General features: G+C 47.2%; 12 protein-coding genes. 8 read left to right on the forward strand and 4 right to left on the reverse strand.

What is annotated here, in order from left to right; translation table 11 throughout:
- Positions 1-37: 37 nt before the first annotated feature.
- From FAY32_RS00170 to FAY32_RS00185, 4 genes are all read right to left on the reverse strand, one after another.
- Positions 38-583 (reverse strand): hypothetical protein, encoded by a 546-nt coding sequence (locus tag FAY32_RS00170; protein ID WP_143461313.1) that lies wholly within the window; start codon positions 581-583, stop codon positions 38-40.
- A gap of 129 nt (positions 584-712) precedes the next feature.
- Entirely contained in the window at positions 713-1,111 is a 399-nt protein-coding gene (locus tag FAY32_RS00175) for an aggregation-promoting factor C-terminal-like domain-containing protein (RefSeq protein WP_143461314.1), read from the reverse strand.
- 245 nt (positions 1,112-1,356) lie between these two features.
- On the reverse strand, positions 1,357-2,184 hold the full coding sequence (locus tag FAY32_RS00180; RefSeq protein WP_143461315.1) for an undecaprenyl-diphosphate phosphatase: 828 nt from the start codon (positions 2,182-2,184) through the stop codon (positions 1,357-1,359).
- Positions 2,185-2,323: 139 nt separating this feature from the next.
- Complete coding sequence (locus tag FAY32_RS00185; RefSeq protein ID WP_143461316.1) at positions 2,324-3,235, reverse strand: hypothetical protein; 912 nt, start codon at positions 3,233-3,235, stop codon at positions 2,324-2,326.
- A 366-nt stretch (positions 3,236-3,601) separates the two neighbouring features.
- Here FAY32_RS00185 and FAY32_RS00190 point away from each other — a divergent pair, with 366 nt between their 5' ends.
- From FAY32_RS00190 to FAY32_RS00225, 8 genes are all read left to right on the forward strand, one after another.
- Complete coding sequence (locus tag FAY32_RS00190; RefSeq protein WP_143461317.1) at positions 3,602-8,707, forward strand: phosphodiester glycosidase family protein; 5,106 nt, start codon at positions 3,602-3,604, stop codon at positions 8,705-8,707.
- A 151-nt stretch (positions 8,708-8,858) separates the two neighbouring features.
- Positions 8,859-9,683, forward strand: a complete 825-nt coding sequence (nudC, locus tag FAY32_RS00195) for an NAD(+) diphosphatase (protein ID WP_143461318.1) — start codon at positions 8,859-8,861, stop codon at positions 9,681-9,683.
- 74 nt (positions 9,684-9,757) lie between these two features.
- The gene (gene map, locus FAY32_RS00200; RefSeq protein WP_143461319.1) at positions 9,758-10,555 is read left to right on the forward strand and encodes a type I methionyl aminopeptidase; all 798 of its coding nucleotides are present in this window, start codon (positions 9,758-9,760) and stop codon (positions 10,553-10,555) included.
- Positions 10,556-10,678: 123 nt separating this feature from the next.
- Positions 10,679-10,807, forward strand: coding sequence for a hypothetical protein (locus FAY32_RS14955; protein WP_263862535.1), 129 nt, complete (start codon positions 10,679-10,681; stop codon positions 10,805-10,807).
- Between the two features lie 211 nt (positions 10,808-11,018).
- On the forward strand, positions 11,019-11,660 hold the full coding sequence (locus FAY32_RS00210; RefSeq protein WP_143461320.1) for a helix-turn-helix domain-containing protein: 642 nt from the start codon (positions 11,019-11,021) through the stop codon (positions 11,658-11,660).
- Between the two features lie 69 nt (positions 11,661-11,729).
- Positions 11,730-12,539, forward strand: a complete 810-nt coding sequence (locus FAY32_RS00215) for a Cof-type HAD-IIB family hydrolase (protein ID WP_143461321.1) — start codon at positions 11,730-11,732, stop codon at positions 12,537-12,539.
- A 192-nt stretch (positions 12,540-12,731) separates the two neighbouring features.
- Positions 12,732-13,931 (forward strand): multidrug effflux MFS transporter, encoded by a 1,200-nt coding sequence (locus FAY32_RS00220; protein ID WP_143461322.1) that lies wholly within the window; start codon positions 12,732-12,734, stop codon positions 13,929-13,931.
- A gap of 134 nt (positions 13,932-14,065) precedes the next feature.
- Entirely contained in the window at positions 14,066-14,248 is a 183-nt protein-coding gene (locus FAY32_RS00225; protein ID WP_143461323.1) for a hypothetical protein, read from the forward strand.
- Positions 14,249-14,310 lie beyond the last annotated feature (62 nt).

Below are 14,310 nucleotides of genomic sequence, written 5' to 3' on the forward strand. Positions count from 1 at the left end.
AGACGGCCACCTGGTTTGGGTAGCCGTTTTTTAATCGTTATTTGGACTGGTGGGTAAGCTGGCTGAGGTTGTGACTGAGGCGGCGAACAGTGGCCATCTTATGAGCTTGGTTAAGCTGACGCGTGATTTTGGTTAGCGTGGTCGTTGCCGTTTGATCTTGGCGGAAGGAATGGACGATCATGCTGTCATAAGTGACGTTGCCAGTTGCTGTGAGCTTAAACCAGTTTGGTTCCAGGTTCTTTTCAGCAGTCGTGATATTTTTATCGGGCCAGACTAGATATTTGTCGGGATTGTGGGTGAGATAGCGTTCAACCTGCCAACCCAGCTGGAAGTCGGACAATTCCTGCCAACGTTGTAACTTGGTGTATTTGACAGCAAAATAAATGATACAGGTCGCCCGGAGCTGCGAGTTGTGGTTAAGCTCAGTAACGGTGAGTGGCCGCAAACTGTTATGCTTTTTCGGTGCCGTCTTGGTTGTGGGATGTGGTTCAGCCGGCGTGACGGCCTGGTGCCAAGCCAGCGCGCTGACAGCTAGGCTAACGACTAGAAGTACACTGACTAGTAAGATGAGACGTCTTTTCATGGTAATCCATTCTTTCTCAAATTAGATGATGAATCTAGTTTACGGGAATCAGTAAGTGAGAACAATAAATGCCGAAAAAAATGACTAACCCTTAAGTAATGGATTAGCCAAGAACGTGATGTTTAAATTTTAGTACCAGTGGTGACTCTGCCAGAAACGCTTGGCATGTGTCCAAGTTCCGTAACGACCGGCAACGTAAGAGTTAGCGGTCCGTTCCTGATTGACTGGGGAAAGGTCGCCGTGTAAGTAAGCCTTTAATAATTGGTAACGACCGTAACAGTTTCCATTTCGAGCGGTGTACCGGTAGCTGGATTCACGCTTGGCAATCCAGTTCTTCGCGGCCTTTTGCTTCTTGGACAGGCCAGCATTAATCGCTGCGATTTGCTTCTTTTGACTAGCGGAAAGCGTTGCTGCTTGGGCGGTCGTTGTTTGTTCTGGTAAAATGTTAGCTGCGACGTCAGTGACCATACCGAACGAAAAGCCGAATAGTAATAAGAGTGTTGCAAATTTTAGTTTTAGTTTTGACATTTTTATATAACTCCCTGACTTGTCTCTTAATACTAACTAGCATACCCGATTAGTATTGCAGTCATGTTACTAGGGAATTAAAAGGTCGTCACATCTGTTAGTTTTATACGTAGGTGGGATGCATTAAAATCGTTCAGAATCAACGACTGGCGTACGTTAGAGGCTTGATTACTATAACTGCAAATGAATCGCCAGAAAATAAAAATCGACCCGCAATCTCTAAAGAGGGCGGACCGATTGATAGGTCAACGAATTAATCCAAAGTAACTGATGACGATAATTCCTAGGCCGATACGGTACCAGCCGAAAGGTTTAAAGTCATTATTCCGAATGTAATTTAGCAGGAATTTAATTGACAGGTAGGCAACCACAAATGAGACCACCACACCGGTGAAAAGAACCAGCAACTGACTACCGGTAAAGGTATTGCCGCTAACGAAGTATTTTAACACCTTAAGCAGTGAGGCACCGAACATGGTCGGAATTGCCAAAAAGAATGAAAATTCAGTGGCCACGTAGCGGGAAGCGCCGATGAGGATAGCGCCTAAGATGGTTGCCCCAGAACGAGATGTCCCTGGAACTAGTGAAAGCACCTGAAAGAGACCGATCATCAAGGCTAGTTTGTAAGAAATCTGGTTGAGATCCGCAAAGCGCGGGCGTCTCTTCTGATTGAAGTTTTCAATTACAATGAAGAGAATGCCGTAGATAATCAGGGTTGCAGAAATAACTTGCCAACTGGTCAGGTGAGCGTCCATCCAGTCATTCAAGGGTAGACCAACGATGACTGAAGGTAAGACGGCGACGATAACCTTAAACCAGAGTGTCCAGGTTTGGTTACGTTCAAGCTGGTCTTTACCTGGCGCCCATGGATTGAGTTTATTGAAGTAGAGCACCAAGACAGCCAGAATCGCGCCCAGTTGGATAACCACCATGAACATATTGATAAAGGCAGTCGATTCATTTAATTTAACGAATTCATCGGCCAAGTAAAGGTGACCGGTGGAACTGATCGGTAGAAACTCAGTAATTCCTTCGACGATGCCGAGAATGACGGCTTTAATAATTTCTAACACGGCGAGTCTCCTTTGTAAGTGCAGGATGAAGTAAGTAACTTCAATCATAGGTAATGACTGTGTAGAAGGCGTCACGTTTATGTAAAATCTCTGTAAATTAAAATGACCACCGCAAACGTTGGGCGATGGTCATTTTAGATTAGTCATTCTCAATCGTGACCTGTAAGCGACTCTGTAACTGACGGTAGATCACGACGGTGCCAAGAAAGAATGTTGCTGCTAGAAACGCGGATAGGGGTAGTCGGTGGAACATGCTAATTGGGAGTACCAACGCTAGTAACGGAAAGGCATAGGCGGCAGGTAATTTGACACGCAGTAGTTGTAGTAAAACAAAGACTAATGGCAAACTGATCAGGGTCGTCAGTAACCAAGAAGCCAGCAGAAGGTGAACCAGCACGCCAATGGTTGCCGCACCGCCTAGGGCAATCACGTGTTTAATTGCCAATTTTACAGAATAGGTGGGCATCTGAGAGACTTCGAAAAAGACGACTAGGACAGGAGGAATGCCTGCCATCTGGGGGTAGCCGCAAGCCCAAACAATGATGACCCAAAGTAAAGCGGTGAGGCTAAAGCCCAGCATGTGAGAGAACCGGAGTGGGTGGCCTGCAGGAAGCCCTTTATAGTGCCCCTGAATTAAAACACCAAGCATTAATAATGCAGTAAATAGAAAAATGGCGAGAATAAAAGACCAATGGGTGGCGTTAATAATGATGGGCAATAGGCCGGTTGCGAAGGCGGGGGCTAAGGTCGAGTTTAGAATTCGGAGCAAGATCAGGATTAAAACCAGGGTTAAGAGGACTTTCTCCGGATAGCTAATGGTTGCTTGGTTGACCAAGAAACCAATGACTGCGGTTCCAGATGGGGCAAGGAATAGCTTGATGGGTTGACGAATCCAAGTCTTGTTTTGATAAATCCACGTGCCGGTTGTAAGGGCGGCAATTTCTGGCAGGATGATTTCGGCATCATGGCGTAAAGTAGCGGTGGTAACCATGAGGAGAACAAAGGCAAAACCAATAAGATAATTGCCAAGCTCTCGTTTTGTGAGTGACATGTGAGTTGCAAGCCTCCTTAGACTGTTGTTTTCTGAAAGGTAAATTGAATTTAGCACAAGTGATTATGATTCTAACATATATTTTCAGAAAATTCAGGTCACAGAAGTGATGAAAGTAGTTGGAGAAATGTCAGTAATCATCGATTTAAATACATAGAAAATTATGAATGCGTCTGCTGTAATCGCTGTTATATAGGCTTTTTAATAAACACGTAAAGGTTGTGTAGATGAATTGTACAGGGTTAGTGTAGTTACCCAAATCGCATGAAAACTCGGGTAAACTGTGCAGTATGCTATTTCGATTATGAACGGTCGAAGTGCCAAATTGTATATTTGCAGACAAATTCAGAAGGGATTTTGAGATAGATGACTACCCGAGGAAGACAATTACGAGCAACACTCGCAACTGCTCTAGTATTGATGCCATTGCTGACACCGGTGGCGCATGCGCAAACGAGTATGACCCATCAGATTTTGGCAAGTCAAGTGGCGGCTAAGGCTGAAACCACCAAAGCCGTAGATGTAAAGGGGAATACGTTTGAACAAACTGGAAATCAATTAGCCTCAGGAATCAAAGAAACCAAGGTAACCTACAAGAACACGGCAGGTGATCGTACGGTCATGCATTCTGTATCGGTCGATTTAAAGGATAAGACCGCTGGATTGTACGCCGGGACAATGGATGATGGCAAAGACATCGGTTTACAGACGGTTCGCGGTGAAGCCGAGGCAGCAATCAAAAATGGTCATCAAGTAGTTGCCGGGCTTAACGCGGATTTCTTTAACATGGGAACGGGTGAACCGTCCGGAAGTGTCGTTAAGGATGGTGTCGAAATTCATGCGGCAAAGGCAGATAGTGGCGAAGCCTTCTTTGGGGTTAAGAAGAATGGTGAAGCCATGATTGGCGATCAGGGGCAATATGACGCCGTGAAGGGTGATTTACAACAAGCCTTGGGTGGTTTAGGAATCTTGGTGAAACAAGGTGTCGTTCAGACTGGTCTGACACAGTATGGCGATAACTTTGCTGCCCGTAGCGCTGTGGGTATTCGTGCAGATGGCACTGTGTTCTTCGTCACCATTGATGGGAAGCAATCGCCGTACTCTAATGGAATGACAACGGCGGAACTCGCAGAGACGATGAAGGACCAAGGCGCCGTTGACGCATTGAACCTTGATGGTGGTGGGTCCGCAACGTACTTATCCCGAACACCGGGTGACAAAGACTTGAGTTTAAAGAACAAGCCTTCCGATGGTGAAGAGCGTAAGGTTGCCAACAGTTGGCTGATTACGACAACTGAAAAGTCTGACCATACTTTTGACCGTGCACAGGTAACGCCTAAGGATCAAGTGTACACGCCAGAGTCAACTATCAATTTCACGGCCAAAGGGGTCGATAAGGCTGGTTATGATGCAGAATTACCGGCTGACGCAACTTGGTCGCTACAAGACAAGAGCTTAGGTGAAATCGATGCGAAAACCGGTGCGTTTAAGTCAAATGGTAAAAGTGGTGACGTTACCGCTAATTTAGTTCATGACGGTAAAACGGTTGGTCAAGCAACGGTCACGGTGGCAACGCCAGATACGATTGAATTCTTAAACAAGAAGTTGAGTTTAAAGACGGACTTTGTCGCCTCATTGGGAATGACTGCCCGTTATAAGGGCCGCGATGTCACATTGAAGGCCGGCGATATCGACTGGAACTTGCCTGCAGAGTTAGGGACAATTGACGATAAAAACCAGTTACATACGGCTGGTAAGCATGCCAAGGGAACGATTACGGCGACGGTTGCTGGCACTAAGATTTCAGAATCATTAGAAGTTCAAATTGGGCAATTGCCTGTTGTTCTGTATGATTTTGAAAATGGACTAGGTGATTGGTCAGTTGGAAGCGCCAAGCGTGGGGAACAAAATAACTTGTCACTAGCAAGTCCAGAGAATGGACAGGTTCGCTTTGGAGACCACGCTATGGAGGTCAAATTCGACTTCACAACTGGACAACAGGGAACTACGTTAGGTGCTTACGCTGGGCCAAAAGATAAGAAGGAAATTCCGGGCGTTCCAACAGCAATTGGAATGTGGGTTTATGCAACACCTGAAGCACAGGGTTACTGGCTAAGAAGCCAAATTTACGATGGCAGTGGGGGATTTAAGCCGCTCAACTTTACTGATCAAAAGAAGGGAATCGACTGGCTCGGTTGGAAGTATGTGGAAGCCGAAATTCCAGCTAATTATCAAGGACCATATGCGACTTATCCTTCACAAGTTGTGCGGATTATGGCGTTAAAGTCTGGTGCCCCAGGTGGCTCACCACAGACCAAAGGAAGCATTTATGTTGATAATATTCGGGCGGTATACGGTGCTAACGTTGACGATTTGAAGAGTCCAATTGTGGATAATATTTCCGTTGATGGCAAGACGTTTAAAGATGGTAATATTACAATCACGACCAAGGTACATGACAACCAAGATGACCCCAACATGACGGGCATCGACTGGGAAAAGAACAAGATCTATATTGATGGTCAAGATATGACCAGCGATGGTACCAAGTACACCTTCGATCCGGATGGTACGTTTACACTGAAGGGTTACCAATACGCTAATGGTACGCACCACGTTAAGGTATCCGTGTACGATAAGTTTGGCAACCGGACGGATAAGGATGCTTACTTTGAAGTTCACACGAGCAACGAAACTGGAATTAGCTTAGAGGTTGCCAAAAATGTATCGGCTAACTTGGGTAGCACGGTTGGCTTTGACATCATGGCGGAGAATCTAGCTAAAATTAAGTCTGGCGAATTCACAATTAACGTCGGAAAAGGTTTCCCAGTTAAGGATGTTAAATTTGCCAATGCGTCTAAAGATAATACCTTTGAATATGACGAAGGTACTGGAATCCTAAAACTACACATTAAGGAAAATAGCCAAGCAAAAGGCACAAACAAGTCGCTGGCACATGTAACGTTAAATATTCCGACGGCTACCGAGGCAGATGCAAAACTTGTCTTACAACTTACCAAAGGAACTGCCGAATTTGTCGATGCACCTAACGCAGACATGCTGAGTACTTTTGCATCGAAGCCAACGCCAATTAAGATTGCAGCCAGTTATCAAATGAAGCTGGGCCAAATGATTGTTGGGGCAGCAGGCACGTTAACTGTAGTTGATGCGCACAACAAGCCAGTTGGTGGCGCAGTGGTGACGATGACAACGGATGATAAGTCGGTTGAAGTTGGCAAGACTGATAGTCAGGGTCGACTTAAGAGTGACAAGTTAACCGAAAAAGCGGGTAAGTTTACGTTGACTGCAGCTATTGGTAGCCATAGTAGTTTCCCAATGCCAGCCCAAGCATTTGCGCCAGTAAAGTCAGATACACCTTCTAACTTGCTGACAGGGGCGACGCAAGATCCAACGACGCAAAAGACGGTTACCTGGTTCTCTAATCCTATCGTCGGGAAGCAAGCAGCAATCATGCAAATTGCGCCTTCTAAGGATTATGCGGATAAAAAGGAAAAGGCATTTAAGGACTATAAGGGTGAACAAAAGACATTTACCTACGTCAGTGATAGCAAGGCAGTTTCTGTAAATAGTGTGACTGCCAAAGACCTGAAGCCAGGAACTGACTACACTTTCCGCGTTGGAAATGGCGAGAAATGGTCCGCACCACGCCAATTTAAGACGTTAACGGATAGTAAGCAGTTGCGCTTTAATATCTTCGGTGATACGCAGGTCAGCAACGCAGAGCAGTTAGCCGACTTTGACAAGATTATTCAACGGTTGGAAACAGCTGAACATAAACCGGACTTTGCATTACATGTCGGTGACTTTAACGATGATCAAGCCGTTTTTAATGAGGCTGACATTACGTCACAGATGTTTGATAACCATCCCGTGTATGACTCCCTAGATATGATTCACGTCTTAGGGAACCATGAATACATGGGGGATGATGGTAGCAAGGCAACGGCAATGCTGGGAACCCCAAGCCATAACGGCGCACCAGTCAACAAGAAGGGAACCTTCTCGGTTGACTACGGTAATATCCACATTGCTTCATTGGGATGGACGAACAACGTTGATGAAATGAAGCAAGAATTAGATTGGTTACGCCAAGACATGCAAGCTTCTAACAAGACTTGGAAGATTGTGGCGACCCATCAACCACCATACAACAAGAACCCATCTGATTCTGAATCAACGATGTTCCGGAAAATGTTACCACCGGTTTGTGATGAATTAGGTATCGATGTTGTCTTCAGCGGTCATGATCATTCCTATGGTCGAACGAAAAAACTTTTTGACAACAAGGAGAATGCAACCAAGGGGACCACGTATCTCGCAGCGGGACATACTGGGGATAAGACGTATGATATCTTACCAAACGAGCCAGGAGCTTGGGCCTTCTTACAAGCTGAAAAGGATAAAAATCAAAAAGTCTATTTGACGGCCGAAGTTAATGACAACCAGATGAAGATTATTACGCGTGATCCAGATGGTAACCAAGTGGATGCGGTCGATTTAATTGCTAATAAGCATCCACAAACGATTACGGATGGTAACAATGGTCAAGGTGGTGGGACTGATACAGGCAAGCCAACGCCACCAACAAAGCCAACGGAACCAGGCAAGCCAACGCCACCGACAAAACCGACGGTACCAAGTAAGCCAACACCACCAACGACGCCAACAGTGCCGGGCAAGCCAACATTACCAACGCATGAAACACCGGCTACAAAACCAACGACTCCTGCAAAGCCAACAGTAACGGCGGAGACTTCAAAGCCAACGACGTCAACTTCGGCACACAAGAAGTCAACACCATCTGTTGTTACTGCTGTTAAGGGTATGGCCCTTTACCGGAAACCAGACTTCTCCAAGTCGGGGCGGATTGTGGCTTACCGGCAACAAGCACAAATGCACCAGCCGCAGTTTAAGGTCCTAGGGACAGCTAAGTCTAAAGCAGGGCATTTGCGTTACCATGTTCGCGATGTGAACAAAAAGTCTAAGAGCTATGGTAAGACTGGGTATATCACGGCTAGTTCCAAGTACATTCAGTCGGCAACATATACCAAAGCTGCTAAGATGATTACAGTGATCAACGCCAAGGGACTCAATGCTTATAGCAACGGCAAACTGTCTGGTAAGACGAAGCATCATTATCGTCAAGGCCAGGTGTTAAAGGTGAAACGAATTGTCCGTCAAAATGGCAAGTACAGTTTCCAATTAACCAATAAACAGTACGTTTCAGCTAATAAGCAAGACGTTCAAACTGGTAAGCACACGAAGCCAAAGACAATTACGGTAAAACAGAGTATCAATCTTTACCGTGATGTTAACTTCAAGCACAAACTGCACCAAATCTCAGCGAAGACGGTGCTTAAAGTGACTGGTTGGGATTACTCTAACAAGGGTGTTCTCCACTACCGAGTTGCTGGCGGCTACGTTACTGCTAGTCATGCTTTAGTCAAGTAAATCAGCTAGAATAGATTGCAAGGGAGTCATTACGTGATGTAGTGACTCTTTTTGCGTTCTGGGTCTCAGAAGGCCTACGCTTCACCCAATAAAGGTGTAAAATCAAACTACGATTTTACTTCTCGTCAATCTCAAGAAAGCAGGTTAAAACATGTTTCAGGACATTGCCCCTAAAGTCTTCGACAATCACTATGAACAGCGGCGAGCACCACGCGCTGATGATTACGTCGTTATTTACAATGATCGTCAGGTTGTCATGTATCAAGCGCGTGCGTTGCCGAAGTTTCAGGAAGTCACGGTCAAATGGCAGTTGCGGCCAAGCCAGATGACGTACCTCTTTCAAATCGACCAAACAGCGTTTTATTTGGTGGCGGCTAAAGTCGCGCCCGATACAGACTATCAATACACAAATGCTCGGGCCTTTCGTAATTTTTCACCGACCTGGTTAGGTTATGCAGGCGCGACCGCTGCTCACCTGGGTTGGTGGTATGAGACTAACCAGTTCTGTGGTCGATGTGGGCACGCCATGGTTCCCGACCAGCAAGAACGGGCCATGGATTGTCCGCAGTGTGGGCAGAAAATATATCCGCGAATTTCGCCAGTTGTGGTGGTCGGGGTTACCAGCGGCGATAAGATTTTGTTGACGAAATACCTAACGGGTTACCAACCATACACGTTGATCTCTGGTTTCGTTGAAATTGGTGAGACCCTTGAAGATGCCGTGCGCCGTGAGGTTCATGAAGAGGTGGGACTAGATATTCGCAACATTCATTACTATGGTAGCCAGCCCTGGGCCTTCTCCGAGTCGCTACTTATGGGCTTCTTCGCCGAGCTGGACCAGCCGGAAGCCATTCAATTGGAACATGATGAATTGGCCCAAGCCAAGTGGTTTGATCGCAACGACACTCCCGATGAAGGAGCCAAGTTTATTTTAGCTTGGGAAATGCGACAGGCGTTCCGGCATGCGCAAGCCTAAGCCACTGGAATTTTTCTTTTCGGTCAGGTAAGGTATACTGAAATTAAGCACAACTACCGTTCAGGAGGGACACTATGATTACACTAAAATCAACCCGTGAAATTAACGGCATGCAGGCCGCTGGCGACATTTTGGCCGGCCTCTTTCACGCGTTAGCCGATTACATCAAGCCCGGTATTACGACTTGGGACATCGACCACTTTTCTTACCAATACATTATTGACCACGACGCTACGCCAGGAGAACTGAATTTTGAAGGCTACAAGTACTCGACCTGTGTCAGCGTCAATGACATGATCTGTCACGGTTGTCCCAGCAAAGACATTCTGATTAAGCAGGGCGACTTGATCAAAGTCGATACAGTCATCGACTACCACGGCTACCTCAGTGACGCTTGCCACGCTTTTGTGGCGGGTGAAGCTTCTGCCGAGGTTCAAAAATTAATGGATGTGACGCTGAAATCCCTGTATCTCGGTATCGACCAAGCCGTTGTCGGTAATCGTATCGGTGATATTGGCCATGCCATTCAAGCCTATGCCGAAGATGAATTGGGCTACGGCGTCGTACGTGACTACGTGGGCCATGGCATCGGGCCAACCATGCATGAAGATCCAGACGTTCCCCATTATGGTAGAGCAGGCCACGGGACGCGGTTAAAGGCCGGCATGACCATTACCATTGAACCGATGATCAACGTGGGCGATTGGGGCTGTAGTGATCCCGCCGATGATGGTTGGACGATTCGGACCATCGATGGTAGTTTGAGCTGCCAGTATGAACACACGCTGGTCGTGACCGACAATGGCCCAAAGATTTTGACGTCGTTTGACCATGAGTTGGATGCGAAGTATTTGTGGCAAGCAACGGACTAATGACGATTTTGTTACGATTTCTAAGAATGTCGCTATTGCGTATAATTGATCAGTACGTCGGCTAGTTTCTTTAGTCGGCGTGCTGATTTTTTTGTCACTAATTTGTTGAAGGCGTGTTTATTTTTGAAATTTCAACAACGGTTACCACAGAACTTACGGGAAACAATCTTATTTATGGCGATTATCTCACTGATTTCAGTCAACCTGATTGCACCGGTCAGATTACGACAGACCCCATCATTCATTTTGTAGTGAAATGGCCCCGGAATTTCACCATTGCTTTTATCATTGAGGCCTTCATTGTCCAACCCATCGCCCGTTTTGTGATGGCTAACGTCCACCGTTTTGCAACAAATAGTGTGTCAAATAAGGTGCGTTAAACGCCGTCATGCCGCGAATGCTACAAACCCGAGCTTGTCGATTAACGTCATTTTCGGTAAGCTATTTTGTGGAGGCGGGGCTAATGAACTTTGCGGACAACTTAAAAAGTGTCCGGCATCAGCAAGGGATGACGCAAGCGGATGTCGCGACCGAATTACATGTTTCACGGAAGACCATTTCAAGTTGGGAAAATGGGCGAACCTATCCGGACATCCTAACGCTGGTAAAACTAGGGGACGTTTATCAGATTTCACTAGATCGTTTGATGAAAGAGGACTTGGGAATGGCACAACATTATCAACATCAAGAAAAGGTTAGTCGGTGGAATGACCGCGTCGTGGAAACGACCATTTATGCGAATATTGCGTTTCTATTTCTCACTTATATCTTGCTCTTTTTACCAGGACATCGGTTGGGGGCACTTGCTGGTTGCTTAATGTTAATCAATCTGATTATTTTGGCTCCAGCCTACCATGACTTCGCTGCGTGGCGAGTTCATGGCTGGCACCTGGCCTTAATCACGATCATGGCAATTATTCTGAACACGGTCATCGTGGTCACAGTTAGTGGGCAACCGGAAGCTAGCTTGTTAGCATCGAATGCAGCCAACGGCGCCGCGAGTGCCGGGTACGCCGTTGGTTACGTGGTTGGCCGCGTTATTTGTGTTGGGACCTTAACGGTTAGCGGCATTTTTGCCATCTATGGACGGGCTAAGCCAGTATAAATTGGCCTATACCAAGTGCCTTTCTCATGGTATAGTTGACCTAAACGAAAATCAGAGGGGCGAAGCGATTTGTACAAGATTATTACGAGTGATTTAGATGAAACGTTGCTGCGAAAAGATGGCACGGTCTCACAGGCCAACATCGACGCAATTACCGCGGCCTCGGCGCAAGGGGTTAAATTTGTTCCCAATACGGGCCGGAGTTTTACCAGTATTCAGGACTTGCTGCAACAACTGCATCTTTATCAGCAGCCGAATGAATACGTCGTCTCGTACAACGGTGGTGCCGTGATCGAGAACCAAGGCAACCGCGTCATTGTCAGCAATGCCATGCCATTTGACGAGGCACAGCGGGTCTTTGACATCATGCGCCAGTACGATGTCGACATTCACGTCTACACGCTAGATCACTTGTATATTTATCAGCCACGGACTGACGATAGGCATTATTTGCAAACGCGGGGCGTTCACTTCGACGAAATGGTGGGAGCGTTTGACCAATTTAAGGATGATCAGATTATGAAGGTCATCGCCATGAATCCGAACTTCAGTGTGCGACAGGAGATGTTGCAGGCCGTGACGGCGGCCTTTGATGGGCAGATCAACTGTACTTACTCTTCGGGAATCTACATGGAGGTCAACCATTTCGGCGTCGATAAGGGGACTGCGATTCTGGACCTTGGTAAGCAACTGGGCGTGACGGCCGCTGAAATCATTGCTATTGGGGATAATGCCAATGACTTGGGCATGCTGACGAAGGTCGGGTTGCCAATTTCAGTGGCGAATGGCATCGATGAGGTCAAGCAAGTTGCGAAATTTGTCACGCCGAACGACTACGAACGTGGCGTTGCGGATGCCATTGAAAAGTTTATTTTATAATGTAGCAGGGCCGGAAAATTAACTTCCTGGCCTTTTTTGTCCGACTTGACAGGTTCCACAATCTCCCGTATGGTAGGACAATATTACACTGAGAGGGGGGCTAGCCTCATGAATTTAGAAAAATTAATGGCGTGTGTCCCCGCAAACGGGCAAGGACGTTTTTCCGTAGAGTAAATTTTAAGGAGAAATACGATGAAAAACGTCCGTCACACTGTCCCATCATTGGGATTAATTATTGTCCTCGTTGGTTTTCCACAAATCAGCGAATCTATCTTTACCCCGGTCTTGCCGCAGCTCCAGCGTGCCTTTGCTGTGAGCGCCAACCGGGTACAATTGACCATGAGCACCTACTTCATTGCGTTTGCCATCGGGGTCCTTATTTGGGGCCAGTTAGCCGATAAATGGGGGCGTCGTCCGGCTATGTTAGCGGGGATCGCCGTTTACCTGCTTGGCAATTGCGGCTTATATTTGAGCGGTAGTTTCCTCCCGTTTTTAGGCTGGCGGTTAGTTCAAGCCTTCGGGGCCAGTGCAGGTTCTGTAGTCACGCAGACGATTATGCGCGAGAGTTTTAACGGCATCACGGGGGCCAAAATCTTTGCTCGCACCAGTGCCGCCATGGCGTTAGCTCCGGCTCTAGGGCCACTGATCGGCGGCCTGGTTCAGACGTATCTTGGATACCGTAGCGTCTTTGCCACACTGATAACGATGGCGGTCGCTGTGGGGATGTATGCTCTGAGTCGGCTCCCCGAAACGCGGCCGATTCAGGCGACCACGCCGCGGGTTGATCAGCGGCAAGTTGTTGGCCGTTTGCTGACCGACCCCGTCGTTTGGGGGTACGGTATCTTGATTGGTGGGATCAACGGTATTCTGTTTAGCTACTACGCGGAGGCGCCGTTTATCTTCATGACCCATTTTGGCTATTCTGCGGTCCACTATGGCTGGTTGGGGCTGGTGCTGGCGAGTGCCAGTCTGTTAGGGGCGGTCGTCGTCAACTTTGCATTGAACTTCTGGTCACCAGAACGGGCTGCGATGGCAGGCCTCTTGTTGAGCGTCATTGCTGGCGGCGGTCTACTCGTTGCGGCTGTTCTGCAGTCAGCAATCGCCATGATTGGGGGCATCTTCATCACCTTTTTAGGCTTAAATATCACGTTACCCAATGCCTTAAACCGGGCGTTGGTCGGTTATGAAGCCGTTATGGGGAGTGCCAGTGGTTGGTTCAGTTTGGGCTACTATTTGCTGGTCAGCGCTGTGACGTACGGCATGAGTCTGGTTCACAATGGCTCAATCGTCACGTTACCCGTCTACATGCTGGTGACCTGTGTGGTGATGCTCGTCGTGTATGGGCGACTGGGACGCCGACGAGAAGAAGCGGGTGTCGTTGCAGACGATTAATTGTAAATGACACGATGACCTCCTGGTGGAATCTGGGAGGTCATTTTTTATAAAATTATTTGTAAGACGTTCTCGCAGAATCCAGCCTGAAGTTATGCTAAACTGGCTGTGAAATTCAGAGAGGAGTCGGAACCGTGCAGAAGAAGTTAGAAACATTGGCATTTAGTGGACCCTTGAAGTTGAAGCGAGATAGCGTGAGTGACAAGAAAGTGACTGTTGAGGCTAAAGTGGACCTAGATACCGGAGCGGTCCAGCTAGTGGTGAGTGATCGCGACTTGCAGCGGTTACGGCAGGACGCTCAGCAAAGCTGTCGGTAACAATTGACAATAGAATGTGGTACATGCAGTTGTTGGCCTGCGGGCTGGCAACTGCTTTTTAG

This window comes from Levilactobacillus enshiensis (assembly GCF_007115095.1).
Taxonomy (GTDB): Bacteria; Bacillota; Bacilli; order Lactobacillales; family Lactobacillaceae; genus Levilactobacillus; species Levilactobacillus enshiensis.